The following is a 20,664-nucleotide window of genomic DNA, read 5'->3' as shown; positions in this document are numbered from 1 at the left end:
TCTGCGAGGGCGGCGCGTGACGCGGACCTCGGGCGTGCTCGCCGATGTCGCTGCGGTTCGCACCTCCGCGGTCACGGCTGCCAGCCGGGTGTCGCCAGGCCCGTCTCGTAGGCGAAGACCACGAGCTGCGCCCGGTCGCGGGCACCGAGCTTGATCATCGCGCGGGACACGTGGGTCTTCGTGGTCATCGGGCTGACGAACAGGCGCTCGGCGATCTCGGCGTTCGTCAGGCCGAGCGCGACGAGCTGCATCACCTGTCGTTCCCGCTCGGTCAGCACGTCGAGCGCCGGCGCGAGGGCGGACGGCTTCGCGTGCGTCGCGTAGGCGGCGACGAGGGACCGTGTCGCCCCCGGGGACAGCAGCGACTCCCCCGCGTACACCGTCCGGATCGCCCGGAGGAGCTCGGCGGGCTCGGTGTCCTTCACGAGGAACCCCGCCGCCCCGCCGCGGATCGCCTCGAACACGTACGCGTCCTCCTCGAAGGTCGTCAGGATCACCACGTGCACCGCACCGAGGTCCGGGTCGGTTCCGATGCGTCGCGTGGCGTCGAGCCCGTCCGACCCCGGCATCCGGATGTCCATGAGCACCACGTCCGGGCGCTCCCGGCCAACGAGGTCGACCGCGGTGTCGCCGTCGCCCGCTTCGCCGACCACGGTCATCCCGGGTTCGGCGTCGACGAGTGCGCGGAGGCCGGCGCGGATCAGCACCTGGTCGTCGACGAGCACGACACGGATCGGTGCGGTGGCGGTCGCGTCGCTCATGCTCGGTCCTCGGGTCTCGGGGCGGGGCGGTCGGAAGGAACAGGGCGGTCGGAAGGCGCAGCGTGATCGGTCGGCGCGGGTCGGTCCGCCAGCCCAGCGCGGTCGGCCGGCGCAGCGCGGTCGGCCGGCGCAGCGCGGTCGGCCGGCGCAGCGCGGTCGGCCGGCGCAGCGCGGTCGGCCGGCGCAGCGCGGTCGGCCGGGCGGGGCAGGCGTGCCGCGACCCGCCAGCCACCGCCGGGCAGCGGTCCTGCCGTCATCGTCCCGCCGACCGCGTCGGCCCGCTCGCGCATGCCGATGAGCCCGTTGCCGGCGTCGCCGAGCCGGACCGAGGGCTGCGCAGCCGGATCGGCGCGCTGAGGAGCGTCCGGTCGCGGGCGGTCCTCGACCACGAGCTCGACCACGTCCGGGCCGACACGGACCTCGACCGTCGCGCGGTGGCCTGGCGCGTGCTTCATCACGTTGGTGACGGACTCCTGCACGATCCGGAAGGCGTTGCGGTCGACGATGCCGCCGATCGCCGTCGGGTCCCCGTCGACACGGACCGACACGTCGACCCCGGCCGCTCGCGCACGGGCGACGAGGTCGGGGACACGGTCCAGCCCGGGGACGGGGTTCCGTTCGGGAACGCGGTCCGGTCCCCCGGCCGCCGCAGCCCTGGCCCGCGCCGGTGTTCCCGTCCCCGCGACCGCCGCGGTCCCCGACGCCGTACCCGTCCCCGTCCCCGCAGCCGTACCCTCAGCCGTCCCGGTCCCCATCCCTGTTCCGGTCCGTGCCAGGCTCGTCCCGTCGGCCGAGCGCAGCACGCCGAGGATGGCCCGCAGCTCGACGAGCGCGTCGCGGCTGGTGTCCTTGATGCTCGTGAGTGACTCCTTCGTCGCCTCGGGGAGCCCGGCGCCGAGGTGCAGTGCCACCCCGGCCTGCAGGTTGATGAGCGACATGCTGTGGGCGACCGAGTCGTGCAGTTCCCGCGCGATCTGGACGCGCTCGTCGCGGGCGCGCTGCTGCTCGGCCGCTACCCGGGCGCGCCGCCGCTCGGCGACGCGCTCGGTCCGGTCGCGGGCGAGCTCCGACACGACGATGGTCACGGTGACCCAGGCCAGGGCGAGGAAGACGCCGTCGAGATCCGCGCCGGACGACCGTCCGACCAGGTCGTCGGCGGTCGGCAGCAGCGCGACCGCGACAGCCGCGGACACCAGGACGGCGCTCCGGTGGCCACGGAACCAGGCGTTCGCCATCGCCATCGTGAGCGCAGCGACGAACGGTCCGCGCGCGGGGACGAGGACGGCGTACCCGACGGTCGTGCAGAGGGTGACCACGAGGACCGTCCGCGGGAAGGACCACCGCCAGGGCAGGGCGACGACGCCGGCCACGAGCAGCACGACCGCGAGCGGCACGACGTCGACGGGCGGGCTCGGTGGACCACCGATGACCCAGTGTGGTCTCGCCCCGGGGCCGGGACCGCCCGGCCCGCCCACGACACCCGAGGCGAGCAGGGTGCCGGCGATCTGCACGACGGCGATCGGGAGCACCCGCCCGATCCGACCGAAGCGCGACCCACCGAGGACCCGGCGGGTACCGGGCGGCGGAGCAGGGGCGTCGGTGGTCACGGGGCGAGCCTAGGTCCGTCGCTCCCGCGCGACGACCCGTCAGCGCCGCATCTGTGGACTACTCCCCCGGGCGTACCCGGCTGTGGAGGAGGACCGCGGGACCCACCGCGGGAGCAGACGGAAGTGGGCCTCCCCGGCGGACGCGTGACGTGCCTCCAGGCCGGACGATCGTCCTGTCGCACCAGCGACGACCACCGGACCACAGGAGGACCCCGTGCACACCGCTCTCACCACCCTCGCCGCCGTCGGCCCCCACTGGCACGCCGGCCCGCCGTTCCCGGCGTTCCCCCTGCTCCTCGTCCTCGTGCTCGTCGTCGGGGCCGTGTTGTTCGGTGTCCTGCGCCGCGGATCGTGGCGGGCGCGCTCGGACGCCCGGTCGGTCCTCGCCGACCGGTTCGCCCGCGGCGAGATCGACGCCGAGGAGTACCGCGGACGCCAGTCCGAGCTCAGCCGGAAGTGACTGCGAGTGCCGACGTGATCGTCGCCACCGTGTCGTCGACGGGACCGTCGATCGACACGAGGACGGCGGTCTCGTCGGCCTGCGGGCGCTCGAGGGTCGCGAACTGCGAGTCGAGCAGCGACGTCGGCATGTACTCGTGGTGGCGGTGCGACTGGCGCTCCGCGACGAGGTCGTGGGAGCCGTCGAGGAAGGCGATCACCAGGTCGGGCGCGGCCGCACGCAGCCGGTCCCGGTAGGAGCGCTTGAGCGCGGAGTTCGCCATGACGCACCGGTGCCCCGAGGCCTGGACCTCGGCGATGCGCGTCGCGCAGGCGTCGAGCCACGGCCAACGGTCCTCGTCGGTGAGCGGCACGCCCTGCCGCATCTTCTCCTTGTTCGCGGCCGGGTGCAGGTCGTCCGCGTCGACGAAGGCGCTCGGCTGGCCCTGCTCGGCGAACGCGTCGGACAGCGCCTGGCCGATGGTCGACTTGCCGGAGCCGGAGACCCCCATCACGAGCACGGGCGGGAGGACGTCGCTGTCGGTCATCCCTCCACAGTATGGGTCTGGTGAACGCTCGTCCCCAGTTGCCACAGCATCCGTGCGGACCGGGGCGACGGCTCGTAGGTTGGGGCCAACGTCAGGACGAAGGAGACCCACGTGGCAGAGAACGACGGACAGGCGAACATCGGGGTCATCGGCCTCGCCGTGATGGGGTCGAACCTCGCACGGAACCTCGCATCACGCGAGGGGAACACGGTCGCGGTCTACAACCGCACCTTCGCGCGCACCGAGGAGTTGATGCGTGAGCACGGCGATGCCGGGTTCATCGCGTCCGAGGACATCGACGGGTTCGTCGCGTCGCTGTCCAAGCCACGGACCGCGATCATCATGGCGCAGGCCGGCAAGGGCACCGACGCCGTCATCGAACAGCTCGCCGAGCGGTTCGAGGAGGGCGACATCATCGTCGACGGCGGCAACGCGAACTTCCACGACACCATCCGTCGCGAGCACGACCTCAAGGAGAAGGGGCTGAACTTCGTCGGGACCGGCATCTCCGGTGGCGAGGAAGGTGCCCTGCACGGTCCGTCGATCATGCCGGGCGGCTCGGACGAGGCCTGGGAGACGCTCGGGCCCATCCTGAAGTCGATCGCCGCGGTCGCCGAGGGCGAGCCCTGCGTGACCCACATCGGGACCGACGGTGCCGGCCACTTCGTGAAGATGGTGCACAACGGCATCGAGTACGCGGACATGCAGCTCATCGCGGAGTCGTACGACCTGCTCCGTCGCGCCGGGGGCCACAGCGTCGAGGAACTCGTCGAGATCTACGGCAAGTGGAACGAGGGAGACCTGGAGTCCTACCTGATCGAGATCACCGGCGAGGTGCTCAAGCAGCAGGACGCCGACACCGGCAAGCCGCTCGTCGACGTCATCCGTGACGAGGCCGGCTCGAAGGGCACCGGTGTCTGGACCGTGCAGAACGCGGTCGGCCTGGGCATCCCGGTGTCCGGCATCGGCGAGGCGGTGTTCGCGCGCGCCGTGTCGTCCAAGCCGTCGCAGCGTGCCGCCGTGCAGCAGTCCGTGCAGCGGCGACCGGACGTCGTCGAGGTCCCCGACACGTTCGAGGACGACGTGCGCGCCGCGCTCTACGCGTCGAAGGTCGTCGCGTACGCGCAGGGCTTCGACGTCATCATCGCCGGCGCGAAGGAGTACGGCTGGGACATCGACCTCGGCAACGTGGCGAAGATCTGGCGGGGTGGCTGCATCATCCGGGCGCAGTTCCTCAACCGCATCGTCGAGGCGTACGACGAGAACCCGGGACTCGAGTCGCTCCTCGTCGACCCGTACTTCGCGAACGCCGTCGCCGAGGGCGAGGCCGCCTGGCGCCGGATCGTCGGCATCGCGGTGGCGTCGGGCATCCCCGCACCGGGCTTCTCGTCGGCACTGGCGTACTACGACTCGCTCGCGTCCGACCGTCTCCCCGCGTCCCTCATCCAGGGCCAGCGGGACTTCTTCGGCGCGCACACCTACCAGCGCATCGACAAGGACGGCACCTTCCACACCCTGTGGTCGGAGGACGACCGCCGCGAGGTCGAGCAGGAGCCGTCGACGCACTGACGTCGGCAGGAGCACCGACATCGGCGGGTGCACCGCGAGGGTCGCTCTGGGAGGAGCGGCCCTCGTGTGCGTCAGGCGACGATCCGCTCCCGGGCGAGGTCGGCGACCAGCCGGTCCAGGCGCGGGCCGCGGCCGAGCAGGCGCTTCGACCCGGGTGCCGAGCGCACGAAGAAGGTCGCGACGGCCGTCGAGTCGTCGGGACGCACGTAGTGCAGGGCGACCGCGCTCGCGCGCCGCTCCCCGTCGACGTCCTCGATGCCGACGTGCACCACCCGGCTCCAGCGGATGACCAACAGCCGGGTCGCCCGACGCTCCTCGAGTTCCCAGAGCGAGGCCTCGGTCGCGCCGAACGCCCACGTGACCCGCTGTCCGAGGTCGGCGTCCGGCCGCGCCCGGCGCACCGCGTCCCGCAGCTCCGGTGTCGGGGCCGCGGGCACGAGCCAGACCGTCGGGTCGATGCGGCGGATCGCCAGGGCCAGGGCCTCGTCCGCGCGACGACGACGGACCGCCTGCGCGCGGACGACCGCGGCACCGACGAGGAGGACCCCCGCGGTGATCGCGAGCAGCTCGACGACGCCGAGGAGCGTCAGGTCGGTCTGCGTCGCCGCCGTCACGACGGCGACGCGGGTGCCGAGCAGGACGGCCCAGACGGCGAGGACCACCCAGCGCAGGACGGTGATGCGGCGCGCGGTCGACATCCGACGCCGCGGCACACCGGCACGCGGCGACCGCTCGACACGGCGCCGGCCGGTGGCACGTCCGCGACCACGTCGGGGGACGCGGTCGGGGGGCTTCGGCACGGTCCGATCCTCGCACGGGTGGCGGGCAGCGCGCTGTGGCGGTCGGTGAACGGTCCGGGAACCCGGTGGGCGGCGGCGACTCCCTCCTCCACAGGCCCCGCCGGCAGTCGCGCCGTCCACAGTCCCCCGACTGTCAGCGCATCCGGGGTCCCGCCGACCTACGCTGCTCGGGTGACCACCGCAGACCGTTCGCCGGCACCCAGCACGACACCGGCACACAGCACGACACCGGGAGACGACGCTCCGCAGCCCCCGGTGGGCCGCCCGGTCCTGTTCGCCGCTGCCTGCGGGGTCGTCGCGGTCGCCGTCTTCCTCGGCGTCGCGGAGCTCGTCGCGCTCCTGCTCGGTGGGGCGGGCAGTCCGCTCGTGGCGGTGGGGTCTGCGGTGATCGACCTCGCACCGCCGGCCGCGAAGGACCTGATGGTCGGGCTGTTCGGCACCGGTGACAAGGCCGCGCTGTTCGTGCTGATGGCCGTCGTCACCGCCGCGGTGAGCGCCGGCGCCGGCGTCCTGGAACGTGCACGGCCGCCGTTCGGTGCCCTCGTGTTCGCGCTCGGCGGCGTCCTCTCCCTCCTGTCCGTGACCACCCGCACCGGGAGCGGGACGTGGGACGGCGCCCCGACCGTGCTCGGCGTCGCCGCGGCGGTGGTCGTGCTCCGCGTGCTCCTGCAGCGGCTCCGACGGTGGGAGGCGGCTGCCGCGGTGCCGTCCGCCGCACCCCGGCCCGCCGGGACGGAACGCCGCGCCTTCCTCGTGTGGGGTGCCGCGACCGCGGTGACGGCGGTCGTCGTCGGCAGCGCCTCCCGGATCGGGACCTCCGCGCTGCAGGCGGCCGCGGCCGCGCGTCGTGCGATCCGCCTCCCGGCGCCCGCGACGGCCGCCCCCGCCGTGCCGGCCGGTGCCTCGCTCGACGTGTCCGGCATCAGCCCGTACGTGACGCCGAACACCGACTTCTACCGGATCGACACCGCGCTCCGCGTACCGTCGATCGACCCGGCACAGTGGCGGCTCCGCATCCACGGCGCGGTCGACCGCGAGGTCGAGCTGACCTGGGACGAACTGCTCGCGCTCCCGCTCGAGGAACACATTGCCACGCTGAGCTGCGTGTCGAACGAGGTCGGTGGCGACCTGATCGGCAACGCGATGTGGCTCGGCTACCCCATCCGCGAACTCCTGGCCCGGGCGGGTGTGCACGACGGCGCCGACATGGTGCTGTCGCGGAGCAGCGACGGTTTCTCGGCCGGGACCCCGCTCGACGTCCTGCAGGACGAGGGGACGGCGGCGTTGCTGGCCGTCGGGATGAACGGTGAGCCGTTGCCGCCGGAGCACGGGTTCCCGGTCCGCATGGTGGTGCCCGGCCTGTACGGCTACGTCTCGGCCACGAAGTGGGTCACCGAGCTCGAGGTCACCCGGTTCGCCGACGCACAGGGCTACTGGACGCCCCGCGGGTGGTCGGAGCGGGGGCCGGTGAAGCTCGAGTCACGGATCGACACCCCGCGCGACGGCAGCACCGTGGACGCCGGAGCAACGGTCGCGGTCGCGGGCGTCGCGTGGCAGCCCCACACGGGCGTCAAGGGCGTCCAGGTGCAGGTCGACGACGGTCCGTGGCAGGACGCGACGCTCGCGGACTCTGCCTCGGCGGACACCTGGCGCCAGTGGGTCTGGCGGTGGCAGCCCACCGCGGGGTCGCACCGCCTGCAGGTGCGGGCGATCAGTGCCGACGGGCAGGTGCAGACGAGCGTCGAACGGCCGCCGGCGCCGAACGGTGCCTCCGGGTGGCACAGCGTCCAGGTCAGCGCGGGCTGACCCGACCGGTGCGGGCTCACCCGACCGGTGCGGGCTGAACCGCCGAGTGCGGGCTGACCCGACCGGTGCGGGCTGAACAGCCGAGTGCGGACGGCGCCCGACCACCCCGGGCCGAGCCGGCCGCCACGGACTGCGCCGGGTCAGCGCGGTGGACCGCCGGTCAGCTCGGACGGACCGCCACCACGCAGGTCCCGTCGACCGCGTCGTCGTGCACGACCTCGACGGCGAAGCCCGCGGCTGCGAACGCCGCCGCGGAGGTCGCTGCCTGCTCCGCCGACACCTCGATGACGACCGCACCGCCCGGCCGGAGCCACTCCCCCGCGCCCGCAGCGATCCGGCGGTGCAGGTCGAGCCCGTCCGGGCCGCCGTCGAGGGCGACCGTGCGCTCGTGCTCCCGGGCCTCCACGGGCATCAGCGCGATCTCCGCCGTCGGCACGTAGGGGGCGTTCACGGCGACGACGTCGACCGCCCCGCGGAACCGGTCCGGGAGCGGCGCGAACAGGTCGCCCGTCACGACGATCCCGCGGTCGCCGACGTTCTCCGCGGCGACGTCCGCTGCGTCCGGGTCGACGTCGGCCGCCACGAGGTCGAGCGCACCGACCCGGCCGAGCAACGCGACCGAGATCGCGCCGACCCCGCAGCACAGGTCGACCACACGGTCGTACCGCCGGAGCCGCCGGGCTGCCTGCTCGACCACGACGGTCGTGCGGGTGCGCGGGACGAACACGCCCGCGGCGACACGGACCCGGTGCCCGTCGAAGGCCGCCCAGCCGAGGACGACCTCGAGCGGCTCCCCGGCGAGCCGACGCTGCACGAGCGTCCGGAGGCGGACGGGGTCGCCGTCACCGGCCTCGAGCAGGAGGTCGGCCTCGTCCTCGGCGAAGACGCTGCCCGCCGCCCGGAGTCGGGCGGCGAGCGCGTTCCGCGCGGGGTGGACCGGGGCGGTCACGATCGCGCGACCGGACCGCGACGGCGCATCCGCCGGGCCGGAGCGGTCACGATCGACCGACCCGACCGCTCCGGACCCGTGCGCTACGCCGCACCGTCGAACATCGAGGTGACCGAGCCGTCGTCGAAGACCTCGTGGATGGCCCGGGCGATGAGCGGCGCGATCGGCAGCACCTCGAGGCGCTCCCACCGCTTCTCCATCGGCAGCGGCAGCGTGTCGGTGACGACGACGCGATCGATGAACTTGCTCTGGAGCAGCTCGGTCGCGGGGTCGGAGAAGACGGCGTGGGTCGCGGCGACGACGACACCGGTGGCGCCGGCGTTCTTCAGGGCCTCGGCGGCCTTCGCGATCGTGCGGCCCGTGTCGATGAGGTCGTCGACGAGCAGGCAGACGCGACCGGACACGTCGCCGACGATCTCGTGCACCGAGACCTGGTTCGGGATGAGCGGGTCGCGACGCTTGTGGATGATCGCGAGGGGCGCGCCGAGCTTCTCGGACCAGATGTCGGCCACGCGCACGCGCCCCATGTCGGGCGACACGACGGTGAGCGTCTCGGGGTCGAGGATCTGCTTGAAGCGCTCGAGCAGCACCGGCATCGCGAACAGGTGGTCCACGGGGCCGTCGAAGAAGCCCTGGATCTGCGCGGCGTGCAGGTCGACGCTCATGATGCGGTGCGCGCCGGCCGCCTTGAACAGGTCGGCCACGAGGCGGGCCGAGATCGGCTCGCGGCCGCGGCCCTTCTTGTCCTGACGGGCGTACGGGTAGAACGGCGCGACGACCGTGATGCGCTTCGCCGAGGCACGCTTGAGCGCGTCGACCATGATGAGCTGCTCCATGAGCCACTCGTTGATCGGCGCGGTGTGCGACTGGATGACGAACGCGTCGCAGCCGCGGACCGACTCGTCGAAGCGGGCGTAGAGCTCACCGTTCGCGAAGGTGCGCGCGTCGGTCGGGACCAGGTCGACGCCGAGCTCGGCGGCGATCTGCTCCGAGAGCTCCGGGTGTGCTCGTCCCGAGACGAGGACGAGTCGTTTCTGGCCGGTGGTCTTGATTCCGGACAAGTGCGGTGCTCACTCCCTGACCCCGTGGGGTCGATGCCGACGGCCGGGTCAGGCTGTCGTGTTCTGTTCGCCGTGCGCGCGCCGAGCCGCCTCGGCCGCCGGCGAACCGGGCCGGTGTTCCTCGACCCATCCGTCGGTGTTGCGCTGCGGGGCGTAGCTGATGGCCAGCGACCCGGCCGGTACGTCCTTGCGGACGGTCGTACCCGCGCCGGTGTACGCCCCGTCGCCAATCCTAACGGGGGCGACGAAGACGTTGTGCGATCCGGTCCGCACGTTCGACCCGACCTCGGTGCGGTGCTTGTGCACGCCGTCGTAGTTCGCGGTGATGGTGTTCGCCCCGATGTTCGAGTCCTCACCGACCTCGGCGTCGCCGATGTACGACAGGTGCGGCACCTTGCTGCCGCGGCCGATCACGGCGTTCTTCGTCTCGACGAAGGTGCCGATCTTGCCCTGGTCGCCGAGGATCGTGCCCGGTCGGAGGTAGGCGAAGGGGCCGACCGACGCACCGGCACCGACGACGGCGAGGGTGGCGTCGACGCGGTTCACCGTGGCGCCGGCCCCGACCTCGGTGTCGCGGAGCGTCGTGTCCGGCCCGACGACGGCACCGGCGGCGATGGCGGTCGCGCCGAGGAGCTGCGTGCCCGGCAGGACCTCGGCGTCGGGCTCGATCGTCACGTCGAGGTCGATCCAGGTCGTGGCGGGGTCCTGCACGGTCACGCCGGCGAGCTGGTGCCGGCGGACGATGCGTGCGTTGAGCTCGCGTGCCGCGTCGGACAGCTGCGCGCGGTCGTTGATCCCGGCGACCAGCCACGGGTCGGTCAGCGTGACGACGTCCACCACGCCGCCGCGCGCCGCGACGAGGGCGGGGACGTCCGTGACGTACTTCTCGCCCTGCGCGTTCGCGGTGGTGAGCTCGGGCAGGACGGCGCGCAGGTGCGTGACGTCGAAGGCGTAGATGCCGGCGTTGGCCTCGGTGATGGTGCGCTGCTCGTCGGTGGCGTCCTTGTGCTCGACGACCCCGACGAACGCCCCGGAGGCGTCGCGCACGATCCGACCGAGACCGGTCGGGTCCGGGGCGATCGCGCTGACGAGCGTCACGGCGTTGCCGACGTGGGCGTCCGCGAGCCGCCGCAGCGATGCGGCGTCGAGCAACGGCACGTCGCCCGAGAGCACGACGACCGCTCCGTCGAAGTCGGCGGGCAGCGCCTGCACGGCGACCTCGACGGCACGACCGGTACCGGGGACGTCGTCCTGGTCGACGACGATCGCGCCCGGGGCACGCTCGGCGACCTCGGCCGCGACGCGCTCCCGTTCGTGCCGGACGACGACGACGACGTGCTCGGGCTCGATGGTCGAGGCGGTCCGGAGCACGTGCGCGACGAGCGGCAGGCCCGCGAGGCGGTGCAGCACCTTCGGGGTGGACGACTTCATGCGGGTGCCCTGGCCGGCGGCGAGGACGACGACGGCGATGCGCTGGTCGGTCATGCCTCCATCCTGGCGCACGCCGGCCGGACGGGTGTCACCCCGCCGGCCCCGGCCCCGCGCACGACGCCCGCCCGCCCCCGTCAGCGCACCGCCTCCGCCGGCTCCCGCCGCACGAAGGCCATCAGCACGAGCCCCGCGACGAGCACCACGACGATGCCGAGGATCCCGAAGCGCGTCGACCCGGTCACGCTCACCGCGACGCCGAACAGCGCCGGCGCCAGGAACGACGCCGCCCGCCCGGTGGTCGCGTACAGGCCGAACAACTCCCCCTCGCGCCCCGGCGTCGCGAGCCGCGCCAGGTACGCCCGGGACGACGACTGCACCGGTCCGACGAACACGCACAGCGCCAGGCCGAGCACCCAGAACGCGTTCTGCGCCGACCCCGCGAACAGCACCGCGGTGCCGCACACGACGAGGCCGACGAGCGACACGGAGATGATCGCCCGCGACCCGAACCGGTCGTCGAGCCGCCCGGACACGAAGGTCGCGATGCCGGCCACGACGTTGGCGACGATGGCGAACAGGATCACCTCGGACGCGCTGAACCCGAAGACCTGCGCGGCGATGATGCCGCCGAACGTGAAGACCGCGCCGACGCCGTCACGGAACACGGCACTCGCGACCAGGAACGCGAGCACGTTGCGCCGCTCGCGCCAGAGCCGGGCGACGTGCCGGCCCAGGTCCCGGTAGGCGGACAGCAGCCCGCCGCTGGTGGTCTGGTCGCGCGCGGCCTCGGGCACCGTGACGAACAGCGGCACGGAGCTGACCGCGAGCCACACAGCCGCGATGCCGATCGCGACGCGCACGTCCCACTGCCCGGTCGCGACGGTCGCGGGCAGCTGCAGGAGTCCGGCCACCCCGGGCGTGCCGAAGTCCTGGATGCACAGGACGAGCAGCACCATGAGCAGCACGATCCCGCCGAAGTACCCCGCGGCCCAGCCGATCGCCGACACCCGGCCGGTCTTCGCCCCGGCCGCGACCTGGCCGAGCATGGCGTTGTAGCCGACGGTCGCGATCTCGTAGGCGACGGTCCCGATGCCGAGCAGCGCCGCACCGAGCACGAGGTACGGCTGGCTCGGCGCGACGAAGACCATCGCCCCGATGGACAGCGCGATGCCGATGGTCGCGATGAGCACCGACCGGCGCCGGTGTCCGGAGGAGTCGGCGAGCCGTCCCACCGCGGGTGCGACGAGCGCGACGACGATGCCCGCGAGCGTCAGGGCGGTCGAGACGGTCGCCGCGTTGTGCGCGAGCTCCCGCTCGACGGCCCGGGTCGCGGCGGCGGACCCGTCCTCGGCGGCGACGAGTCGCGGGTCGACGAAGGCGCGGCTCGCCAGGTACGTGCTGAACACGAAGGTCGTGACGACGGCGTTGAACGCCGCGGACCCCCAGTCCCAGAGCGCCCAGGACACGAGGGCACGTCGGTCGGTGCGCTGCGGCACTGCCGCCGCCGGTGTCGCGGTCATGCGCGAACCGTAGCGCGTCGCGGTGTCGCTCCGGTGCCCCCGGTCCGGGTGCGGCGGCAGGTGCGGTCGCCGGGCGCGACCGCGGGACGGACGGGAGGCGCGGGTCGGGCCCGCGCCGCGCCTCCCGTCCGTCCCGTGGTGGCGGACGGGAGGCGCAGTTCGGGCCCGCCACGGGCCTCCCGTCCGCCACGGGTGACGACGCGACGGCCGCGGGTCGCGTCGCGGACGCGGGTCACGAGGCGGTGGGGACGCCGTTCGGGTAGACGACCGACTTGAGCGATGCCGGGTCGGTGTCGCTCTCGAGGGCCTCGCGGACGTCGTCGAGGCCGAAGCGTCCCGTGACGAGCGCCTCGAGGTCGACCTGCCCCGAGGCGACCAGGTCGATCGCCACCGGCCACGTGTTCGTGTACCGGAAGATCCCGGTGACCGTGACCTCGAGGTTCTGGATGTGCTCGACGGGCAGCACCATCTCGGAGTTGCCGAGCCCGACCAGGACCGCCGCTCCCGCCGGGCCGACCGCCTTGATGCCGTCGGACACCGCGCGCGGCGCACCGCTGGCGTCGATGAAGGCGTCGACCGGCACGATGTCCGCCGTGACGTCCACCGCGACGGGGTCGACGACCTCGGTCGCGCCGAAGGACAGCGCGCGCTCGCGGCGCTCGGGCACGAGGTCGCTGACGACGACCCGGGTGGCGCCGAACGCGCGGGCGACCTGCGCGCAGATGATGCCGATCGGACCGGCTCCGGCGATGAGGACGCTCGAACGGGGGACGATGCCGGCCTTGCGCGCTGCGGCGATGCCGACGGACAGCGGCTCGAGGAGCGCGCCGGCCTCGAAGGACACGGCGTCGGGCAGCGTGTGGGCGAACTCGGCCTCGATCGTGACGAACTCGGCGAAGGCGCCGTCGACCGGCGGCGTCGCGTAGAAGCGCATGTGCGGGCAGAGGTTGTAGCGGCCGGCCAGGCACTGCGCGCAGCGGTGGCAGGGACGCTGGGGTTCGATCGCGACACGCTCCCCGACGCGGGCGGGGTCGACGCCCTCGCCGACGGCGGCGATCGTGCCGGACAGCTCGTGCCCGAGGACGAGGGGCTCCTCGACGACGAAGTCGCCGATGCGGCCGTGCCGGTAGTAGTGCACGTCGGAGCCGCAGACGCCGACCGCGGCGACGCGGACGAGCACGTCGCCCGGGTCGACCGCGGGGACCGGGCGGTCCTCGACGGTGAGGTCCTGCGTGCCGAGCAGCACGCTGACGCGCTGGTGGGTCTGGTCGGGGGTGGTCATGCGGATCTCGCTTCCTCGACCGCGTCGTCGCGGTCGGACGTGGTGGTGGGTGTGGTCGGCGGGGCGGCGGGCGGGGCCGTCGTCGTGGCCGTGGTCGGTGCGGTCTCAGCCGGTGCGGCGGCCTGGCCGTCCCGGAGCAGGTCGGCGAAGCCGAGCTCGGCGGCGCCGCGCACCAGGACGTCCCGCCCGAGGGCCGACGGCACCACCCGGAGCCGGTCGGTCATCGCCGCCATGGTCTGCGCGCGGACCTCGTGCTCGACGCGGTCGCCGACGTGCCCGAGCAGGTCGCCGAGGAACCCGCCGAGCACGACGACCTCGGGGTCGACCGTGTGCACGGCGTTCCGGATCGCGGTCGCGAGGGCGGTCACCTGCCGGTCGACGACCTGCTCGACCTCGGGCCGCCCCTCGGCGAGCGCCGTGGCGAGGGCGTCGAGGTCGTCGGGCGCCGTCCCGGTGACGGCGGTGAGGGCGTCGCGGGACGCCTCGGTCTCCAGGCAGCCCACCGCGCCGCAGTGGCACCGGATGCCGTTCGCGGCGACGAAGGTGTGCCCGAGCTCGCCCGCGTACCCGTCGGCCCCGCTGAACGGTCGGCCGGCGCTGACGATCCCGCCGCCGATGCCGCTCGCCCCGCCGTTCAGGTACACGAGGTCGTCGACGCCGCGCGCGCTGCCGTACAGCCGTTCGGCCCAGGCGCCGAGGTTCGCGTCGTTCGCGGCGCGGACCGGCAGCCCGAGGCGCTCCCCGAGCACCCCGGCGAAGGGTTCGTCCCGCCAGCCGAGGTGCGGCGCGTCGCGGACGACCCCGTCCTCGACGCGGACGATCCCCGGCACGGCGACACCGACCCCGACGACCCGGAGGCCCGGAGCTGCCCGGGCGGTCAGCACGCCGAGCACGCGCGCCACCGCGTCGACGGCGTCCGCAGCCCCGGGCACGGCGGCCTGGGGTTCGACGAGCCGGTCCCGCACGGTGCCGTCGAGCGCGACGAGGGCGACCCCGACGGCGTCGATCTCGACCGTGACGGCCGCCGCGACCACGTCCGCCGACGCCCGCACGATCGGGCTGGGTCGGCCGACGCCGGCGCTCGGGCGGTCCGCGCCGGGGCCGCCCGGGACGGGGAACTCCTCGTGCACGAGTCCCTGGTCGACGAGCTCCCCGACGATCGCGAGCACGGTCGAGCGGTTCAGGCCCGTGCGCCGGGTCAGCTCGGCGCGCGAGACGGGGCCGCCCTCGTGCACGATGCGGAGGACGCGCGCCGCGTTGCCGGGCGTGGTCGTGGCCGGTCGGGCCATGGGTCCTCCTGGGGTCGGGGTGGCGGTGGGTACGAAGTTTCCCAGAACGCCTGCGATGGGTGGCGGGAACGGGCGTCCCCGGTCGTCCCGGCGGACCGGGTACGCCCGGTTCGACCCGGCACGTCCGGTTCGACCCGGCACGCCCGAGCCGAGCCGGCACGCCCGGTTCGACCCGGCGCGCCCGCCCCCGGGCTCAGCGCGAGCGCGAGAACGCGGCGTCGAACGCGGCGTCCGGCGGCGCGATCGTCCCGAGCCGCCGCACGAACGCGAGCGCCTCCGGTCCGCCGACGAGCCGGTCCATGCCGGCGTCCTCCCACTCGACGCTCGTCGGCCCGTCGTACCCGATGTGGTTCAGCACGCGGAACACCCGCTCCCACGGCACGTCCCCGTGCCCGGCGCTGACGAAGTCCCAGCCGCGCCGGGGGTCGCCCCACGGCAGGTGGGACGCGAGCCGCCCGTTGCGCCCGTCGAGCTGCTTCACCGACTCCTTGCAGTGCACGTGGTACACCCGCTCGGCGAAGTCCATGAGGAACACCGCCGGGTCGAGGTCCTGCCACACGAAGTGCGACGGGTCGAAGTTGAACCCGAACGACGGCCGGTCCGCGAACACCTCGAGCGCCCGCTTGGCCGTCCAGTAGTCGTAGGCGATCTCGGACGGGTGCACCTCGAGTGCGAAGCGCACCCCGACCTCCTCGAACACGTCGAGGATCGGCGACCAGCGGTCGTGGAAGTCCTGGTACCCGGCGTCGATCATGCCCGGGGGCACGGGCGGGAACCCGGCGACGGTCTTCCAGATCGACGATCCGGTGAACCCGGTGACGGTCGAGACGCCGAGTGCCGCGGCCGCCCGGGCGGTCCACTGCAGCTCCTCGGCGGCGCGCTGCCGGACGCCCTCGGGGTCGCCGTCGCCCCACACGTGCGGCGCGAGGATGTCCTCGTGCCGCTGGTCGATCGGGTCGTCGCACACGGCCTGGCCGGTCAGGTGGTTCGCGATGGTCCAGACCTGCAGCCCGTTGCGCTCGAGGACCGCCTTCCGGTCCGCCACGTACGCCGGGTCCGTCGCGGCGCGCCGGACGTCCAGGTGGTCGCCCCAGCAGGCGATCTCCAGGCCGTCGTAGCCCCACTCCCCCGCCAGGCGGGCGACCTCCTCGAAGGGCAGGTCCGCCCACTGGCCGGTGAACAGCGTGACCGGTCGCGTGGACCGGGCACCACCCTCCGGCCGGGAGGCGCTGCTCGCGCCCGTCTCGCCGGTTCCGTCCGTCGTCGTCATCGTCGTCGTCCTTCCTCGCGTGTGCGTCGGGTCACCAGGACCCCGGGGTGGCCCCGCCGGGCACGGTGTCGGGTCGGTCGACGCGCGACCGCACGTCGACCACGGTGTGCTCGCGGGCCGCGGTGGCCACCGCCTCCATCACCTCGAGCACGTGGAACGCGAGGTCGCCGGACGCCCGGTGCGGACGGTCGGTGGCGATCGCGTGCGCCATGTCGGCGAGGCCGTAGCCGCGACCGGCGTCGGCGTACCCGGCGCTCGTCGGCAGCTCGCGCCACTCGCGGGTGGCCGCGTCGGCGATCGACACCGCATCGGAGAACCGGTTCGGGTCGGGGATGCCGAGGGTGCCCGCGGTGCCGTACACCTCGAACAGCGGCGCCCGGGTGGCCCACACCTCGAACGACACCGTCAGCGTCGAGACCACGCCGTCGGCGTGCTCCAGGACCGCGACCACGTGCGTGTCGACGTCCACCCGGAGCGGTGTGCCCGCGGCGGGGCCGGTGCCGATGGTGCGCTCCCGGTCCGACCGCGTCGAGGCACCGCTCACCCGGACGACCGGCCCGAAGAACGACACCAGGCTCGTCAGGTAGTACGGCCCCATGTCGAGCAGCGGGCCGCCGCCGGGCTGGTAGTAGAACGCGGGCGCCGGGTGCCACAGCTCGTGTCCGGGCGCCGACCACGACACCGCGGCCCCGACCGGGGTGCCGATCGCACCGCTGTCGAGCGCGTGCCGGGCGGTCTGGATCCCGGTGCCGAGCACGGTGTCCGGCGCGCTGCCGACCCGCAGGCCGGAGCGTCGCGCCAGGTCGAGCACGGGCTGCGCCTCGGCCGTCGACGTCGCGAGCGGCTTCTCGCCGTACACGTGCTTGCCGGCCTCGAGCGCCCGCGTCGCGACCTCGGCGTGCGCGGCCGGGATCGTCAGGTTGAGCACGACGTCGACGTCGTCCGCGGCGATGAGCTCGTCGACGCTCGTGCCGCGCACGCCCTGGGCGGCCCCCACCGACCGTGCCCGGTCGACGTCGATGTCGGCGACCGCGGTCAGCTCGAGGCCGGGCAGCGCCGGGAAGTGCTCGAAGTACTGCTGGCTGATGACGCCGACCCCGACGACCCCGACCTTCATCGGCTCGCCCACAGGAGTCCCCTCTCGATGATCGTGCGGAGCGGCTGCGACTCGACGACCTCGAGCCGGTGGCCGGGTGCCGAGACGAACACACGTCCCTGCCCCCACTGCCGGGTCCAGATCGCCGGCGCGGTCACCGGGCGGTTCCAGGCGTCGAAGTCCCGGGCCTCCTGCGTGGTGGTCGCCAGCACGTCGTTGTACTCGTCGGAGAGCACCCAGTACTGCTCGGTCACGAGGTCGAAGTCCTCGATGCCCTGCGTGATCGGGTGCTCGTGCCCGGCCTCGGTGATGTGCACCGTGTACGGGATGTAGTTGTCGGACTGCTCGCCGGTGCGCTCGGACGGGTGCTTGCCCGCGTGGTGGGCGAACTGCCCGCCGACCATGTGCAGGTAGTCGGCGGTGTTGCGGAAGGCGTCCGCGATCCCGCCGTGCCACCCGGCGAGCCCGGCACCGCCGAGCACCGCCCGCTGCAGCCCGGCGAACTCGTCGTCGGCGATGGTCGACATCGTGACGACCTGGACGATCAGGTCGACGTCCGCCATGACCGACTCGTCCGCGTACACCGCGGTCGAGTCCGACACCCGGACGTCGAACCCGTGGTCGCGCAGGAACGGGACGAACAGGTCGGTGGTCTCGACCGGCATGTGCCCGTCCCAGCCGCCCCGGACGACCAGGGCCCGACGCTGCTGCGTCTCGGCGGCGCTCATCGGATGGCCGTCCAGCTGCTGCCGTCGGCGGCGCTGCGCTCGACCGCGTCGAGGACGCGCTGCACGTGCAGTCCGTCCGCGAACGAGGGCGAGGGGTCGGTGCCGTCGACGATCGCGCGCACGAAGTCCGCGACCTGGTGGCTGAAGGTGTGCTCGTAGCCGATGAGGTGCCCGGTCGGCCACCACGCGGCCATGTACTCGTGCTCCGGCTCGGTGACGAGGATGCGGCGGAAGCCCTGCTCCCCCGCGGGCGCCGACGACTCGTACAGCCGCAGTTCGTTCATCGACTCGAGGTCGAACTGGATCGCGCCCTCGGAGCCGCTGACCTCGAGCGTCAGGCCGTTCTTCCGACCGGTCGCGTAGCGCGTGGCCTCGAACGAACCGATCGCGCCGTCGGCAGCGCCGCCGACGAGCCGACCGAGGAAGAACGCTGCGTCGTCGACCGTGACCTGCCCGCGCTCGCTCGACGCGGTGCCGGACAGCCCGACGCCCTCGGCCATGAGCGGGCGCTCGTGCACGAAGGTCTCGAGCGTGCCGGACACGGTCGACAGCTGTGCGCCCGTGACGTGCTCGACGAGGTCGATCGCGTGCGCGCCGATGTCGCCGAGCGAGCCGGAACCGGCGAGCGCCTTGTCGAGGCGCCACGTCATCGGGCCCTCGGCGTCGGCCAGCCAGTCCTGCAGGTAGAGCGCGCGGACCTGGCGGACGGTGCCGAGCCTCCCGTCCTGCACCAGCTGGCGTGCCAGCGCGATCGCGGGCACGCGACGGTAGCTGCACCCGACCATCGCGCGGACGCCGCGCGCGGCAGCGGCCGTGGCCGCGGCGGTCATCGCCTCGGCCTCCTCGACGGTGTTGGCGAGGGGCTTCTCGCAGAGCACGTGCTTGCCGGCCTCGAGCGCGGCGATCGCGACCTCGACGTGGGACGAGCCCGGCGACACGACGTCGACGACGTCGATCGCCGGGTCGGCGACCACCTGCCGCCAGTCGGTCGAGGCGGCCTGCCATCCGTACTTCGCGCGGGCGGCCTCGGCACGCTCGGCGTCGCGGCCGACGACCACGGCCATCTCGGGTTCGACCCCGAGGTCGAAGAACCTGGGCGCGGTCCGCCAGGCCTGGGAGTGCGCCGCCCCCATGAAGCCGTGTCCGACCATGGCGACCCGCAGTCGACCCGGTCCGTGTCCGTCCTGTGCCATCCACTCGCTCCTTTGCGATCCGGTGCTTGCCAGAGTCAACACTACCGCTTATGTTGGGCGCGGCAACATTTTGTTTCGACGACGAACGGTGATCCACCATGGCAACGACGCCCACCCGTGACGACAAGTTCTCCTTCGGTCTCTGGACCATCGGCTACAACGGCTCCGACCCGTTCGGCGGCCCCACCCGTCCCGCGCTGGACGTGGTCGAGGCGGTCGAGAAGCTCGACGAGCTCGGTGCCTACGGCCTGACCTTCCACGACGACGACCTGTTCGCGTTCGGCTCGACCGACGCCGAGCGCCAGACGCAGATCGACCGCCTCAAGGGCGCGCTCGACGCGACCGGGGTCATCGTCCCGATGGTCACCACCAACCTGTTCTCGGCGCCGGTCTTCAAGGACGGCGGGTTCACCTCGAACGACCGTCAGGTCCGCCGGTTCGCGCTCCGCAAGGTGCTCCGCAACCTCGACCTCGCCGCCGAGCTCGGCGCGAAGACCTTCGTCATGTGGGGCGGCCGCGAGGGCTCGGAGTACGACTCCGCCAAGGACGTGCAGGCCGCACTCGAGCGATACCGCGAGGCCGTCAACCTGCTCGCCCAGTACGTCACCGACAAGGGCTACGACATCCGCTTCGCCATCGAGCCGAAGCCGAACGAGCCCCGCGGCGACATCCTCCTGCCGACCCTCGGCCACGCGATCGCGTTCACCGAGACGCTCGAGCGTCCGGAGCTGTTCGGCATCAACCCCGAGGTCGGCCACGAGCAGATGGCGGGCCTGAACTTCACCGCCGGCATCGCCCAGGCGCTGTACCAGGGCAAGCTCTTCCACATCGACCTCAACGGCCAGCGCGGCATCAAGTACGACCAGGACCTGGTGTTCGGCCACGGCGACCTGCAGAACGCGTTCTCGCTCGTCGACCTGCTCGAGCACGGCTCCCCCCAGGGCGGCCCGGCGTACGACGGCCCGCGCCACTTCGACTACAAGCCCTCGCGCACCGAGGACATCACGGGCGTGTGGGACTCGGCGAAGGCGAACATGCGCATGTACCTGCTCCTCAAGGAGCGCGCGCAGGCGTTCCGCGCCGACCCCGAGGTGCAGGCAGCCCTGTCGGCCGCGAAGGTCGACGAGCTGAGCACCCCGACGCTGAACAGCGGCGAGTCGTACGACGACTTCCTGGCCGACCGCTCCGCCTACGAGGAGTTCGACGCCGACGCGTACTTCGGCGGCAAGGGCTTCGGCTTCGTGCGCCTGCAGCAGCTCGCCATGGAGCACCTCATGGGCGCGCGGAATTGAGTGCAGACGCGCCACCGGCTGCAT

General features: G+C 73.4%; 18 protein-coding genes. 4 read left to right on the top strand and 14 right to left on the bottom strand.

All coding sequences use genetic code 11. From position 1 onward, the window contains the following. Positions 1–71 precede the first annotated feature (71 nt). Positions 72–761, bottom strand: a complete 690-nt coding sequence (locus tag QOL16_RS04095) for a response regulator transcription factor (protein ID WP_071282537.1) — start codon at positions 759–761, stop codon at positions 72–74. Continuing rightward, positions 758–2,368, bottom strand: coding sequence for a sensor histidine kinase (locus QOL16_RS04090; RefSeq protein WP_305411386.1), 1,611 nt, complete (start codon positions 2,366–2,368; stop codon positions 758–760). Before QOL16_RS04090 ends, QOL16_RS04095 begins: the two co-directional genes overlap by 4 nt. 214 nt (positions 2,369–2,582) lie before the next feature. On the opposite strand from QOL16_RS04090, the gene QOL16_RS04085 reads away from it, so the two are divergent. After that, on the top strand, positions 2,583–2,828 hold the full coding sequence (locus tag QOL16_RS04085; protein ID WP_071282533.1) for a hypothetical protein: 246 nt from the start codon (positions 2,583–2,585) through the stop codon (positions 2,826–2,828). Here QOL16_RS04085 and QOL16_RS04080 read toward each other — a convergent pair. Further along, complete coding sequence (locus QOL16_RS04080; RefSeq protein WP_071282531.1) at positions 2,815–3,354, bottom strand: gluconokinase; 540 nt, start codon at positions 3,352–3,354, stop codon at positions 2,815–2,817. The genes QOL16_RS04085 and QOL16_RS04080 overlap by 14 nt on opposite strands. A gap of 111 nt (positions 3,355–3,465) precedes the next feature. Here QOL16_RS04080 and gndA point away from each other — a divergent pair, with 111 nt between their 5' ends. Continuing rightward, entirely contained in the window at positions 3,466–4,923 is a 1,458-nt protein-coding gene (gene gndA, locus QOL16_RS04075; protein ID WP_083394897.1) for an NADP-dependent phosphogluconate dehydrogenase, read from the top strand. Between the two features lie 71 nt (positions 4,924–4,994). On the opposite strand, the gene QOL16_RS04070 is transcribed toward gndA, so the two are convergent. Beyond that, a complete protein-coding gene (locus tag QOL16_RS04070; protein WP_139266295.1) occupies positions 4,995–5,723 on the bottom strand; it encodes a hypothetical protein in 729 nt (242 codons plus the stop codon). Between the two features lie 171 nt (positions 5,724–5,894). Between QOL16_RS04070 and QOL16_RS04065 the strand changes: the two genes are divergently transcribed. Next, entirely contained in the window at positions 5,895–7,529 is a 1,635-nt protein-coding gene (locus QOL16_RS04065) for a molybdopterin-dependent oxidoreductase (protein WP_083394896.1), read from the top strand. A 160-nt stretch (positions 7,530–7,689) separates the two neighbouring features. Here the strand turns inward: QOL16_RS04065 and QOL16_RS04060 are convergent, their stop codons facing one another. The 10 genes from QOL16_RS04060 to QOL16_RS04015 form a co-directional block, all read right to left on the bottom strand. Next, the gene (locus QOL16_RS04060) at positions 7,690–8,478 is read right to left on the bottom strand and encodes a putative protein N(5)-glutamine methyltransferase (RefSeq protein WP_071282527.1); all 789 of its coding nucleotides are present in this window, start codon (positions 8,476–8,478) and stop codon (positions 7,690–7,692) included. An 83-nt stretch (positions 8,479–8,561) separates the two neighbouring features. Then, entirely contained in the window at positions 8,562–9,539 is a 978-nt protein-coding gene (locus QOL16_RS04055; RefSeq protein ID WP_065964720.1) for a ribose-phosphate diphosphokinase, read from the bottom strand. A 48-nt stretch (positions 9,540–9,587) separates the two neighbouring features. After that, positions 9,588–11,024: a bifunctional UDP-N-acetylglucosamine diphosphorylase/glucosamine-1-phosphate N-acetyltransferase GlmU gene (gene glmU, locus QOL16_RS04050; protein ID WP_071282524.1), complete on the bottom strand. Its 1,437-nt coding sequence runs from the start codon at positions 11,022–11,024 to the stop codon at positions 9,588–9,590. A gap of 80 nt (positions 11,025–11,104) precedes the next feature. Next, complete coding sequence (locus tag QOL16_RS04045) at positions 11,105–12,490, bottom strand: MFS transporter (protein ID WP_071282522.1); 1,386 nt, start codon at positions 12,488–12,490, stop codon at positions 11,105–11,107. 232 nt (positions 12,491–12,722) lie between these two features. After that, positions 12,723–13,772, bottom strand: a complete 1,050-nt coding sequence (locus tag QOL16_RS04040) for an NAD(P)-dependent alcohol dehydrogenase (protein WP_071282519.1) — start codon at positions 13,770–13,772, stop codon at positions 12,723–12,725. After that, positions 13,769–15,061, bottom strand: coding sequence for an ROK family transcriptional regulator (locus tag QOL16_RS04035; protein WP_071282517.1), 1,293 nt, complete (start codon positions 15,059–15,061; stop codon positions 13,769–13,771). Before QOL16_RS04035 ends, QOL16_RS04040 begins: the two co-directional genes overlap by 4 nt. 193 nt (positions 15,062–15,254) lie before the next feature. Continuing rightward, the gene (locus tag QOL16_RS04030) at positions 15,255–16,331 is read right to left on the bottom strand and encodes a sugar phosphate isomerase/epimerase (protein WP_253181687.1); all 1,077 of its coding nucleotides are present in this window, start codon (positions 16,329–16,331) and stop codon (positions 15,255–15,257) included. A 31-nt stretch (positions 16,332–16,362) separates the two neighbouring features. Continuing rightward, positions 16,363–17,460 carry a Gfo/Idh/MocA family protein gene (locus QOL16_RS04025; protein WP_083394895.1) on the bottom strand — a complete coding sequence of 366 codons (1,098 nt, stop codon included), beginning with the start codon at positions 17,458–17,460 and terminating at the stop codon, positions 16,363–16,365. After that, positions 17,445–18,155, bottom strand: coding sequence for a ThuA domain-containing protein (locus QOL16_RS04020; RefSeq protein WP_071282515.1), 711 nt, complete (start codon positions 18,153–18,155; stop codon positions 17,445–17,447). The genes QOL16_RS04025 and QOL16_RS04020 overlap by 16 nt, the downstream gene beginning before the upstream one ends. Then, on the bottom strand, positions 18,152–19,348 hold the full coding sequence (locus tag QOL16_RS04015; protein WP_071282513.1) for a Gfo/Idh/MocA family protein: 1,197 nt from the start codon (positions 19,346–19,348) through the stop codon (positions 18,152–18,154). The genes QOL16_RS04020 and QOL16_RS04015 overlap by 4 nt, the downstream gene beginning before the upstream one ends. 98 nt (positions 19,349–19,446) lie before the next feature. Here QOL16_RS04015 and xylA point away from each other — a divergent pair, with 98 nt between their 5' ends. Beyond that, entirely contained in the window at positions 19,447–20,640 is a 1,194-nt protein-coding gene (gene xylA / locus QOL16_RS04010) for a xylose isomerase (protein ID WP_065964051.1), read from the top strand. Positions 20,641–20,664 lie beyond the last annotated feature (24 nt).

It is taken from the genome of Curtobacterium sp. MCBA15_004 (assembly GCF_001865055.2).
GTDB lineage: Bacteria > Actinomycetota > Actinomycetes > Actinomycetales > Microbacteriaceae > Curtobacterium.
The sequence above is the reverse complement of the archived record's forward strand: the minus strand, read 5'-3'. Positions and strand labels throughout refer to the sequence as shown.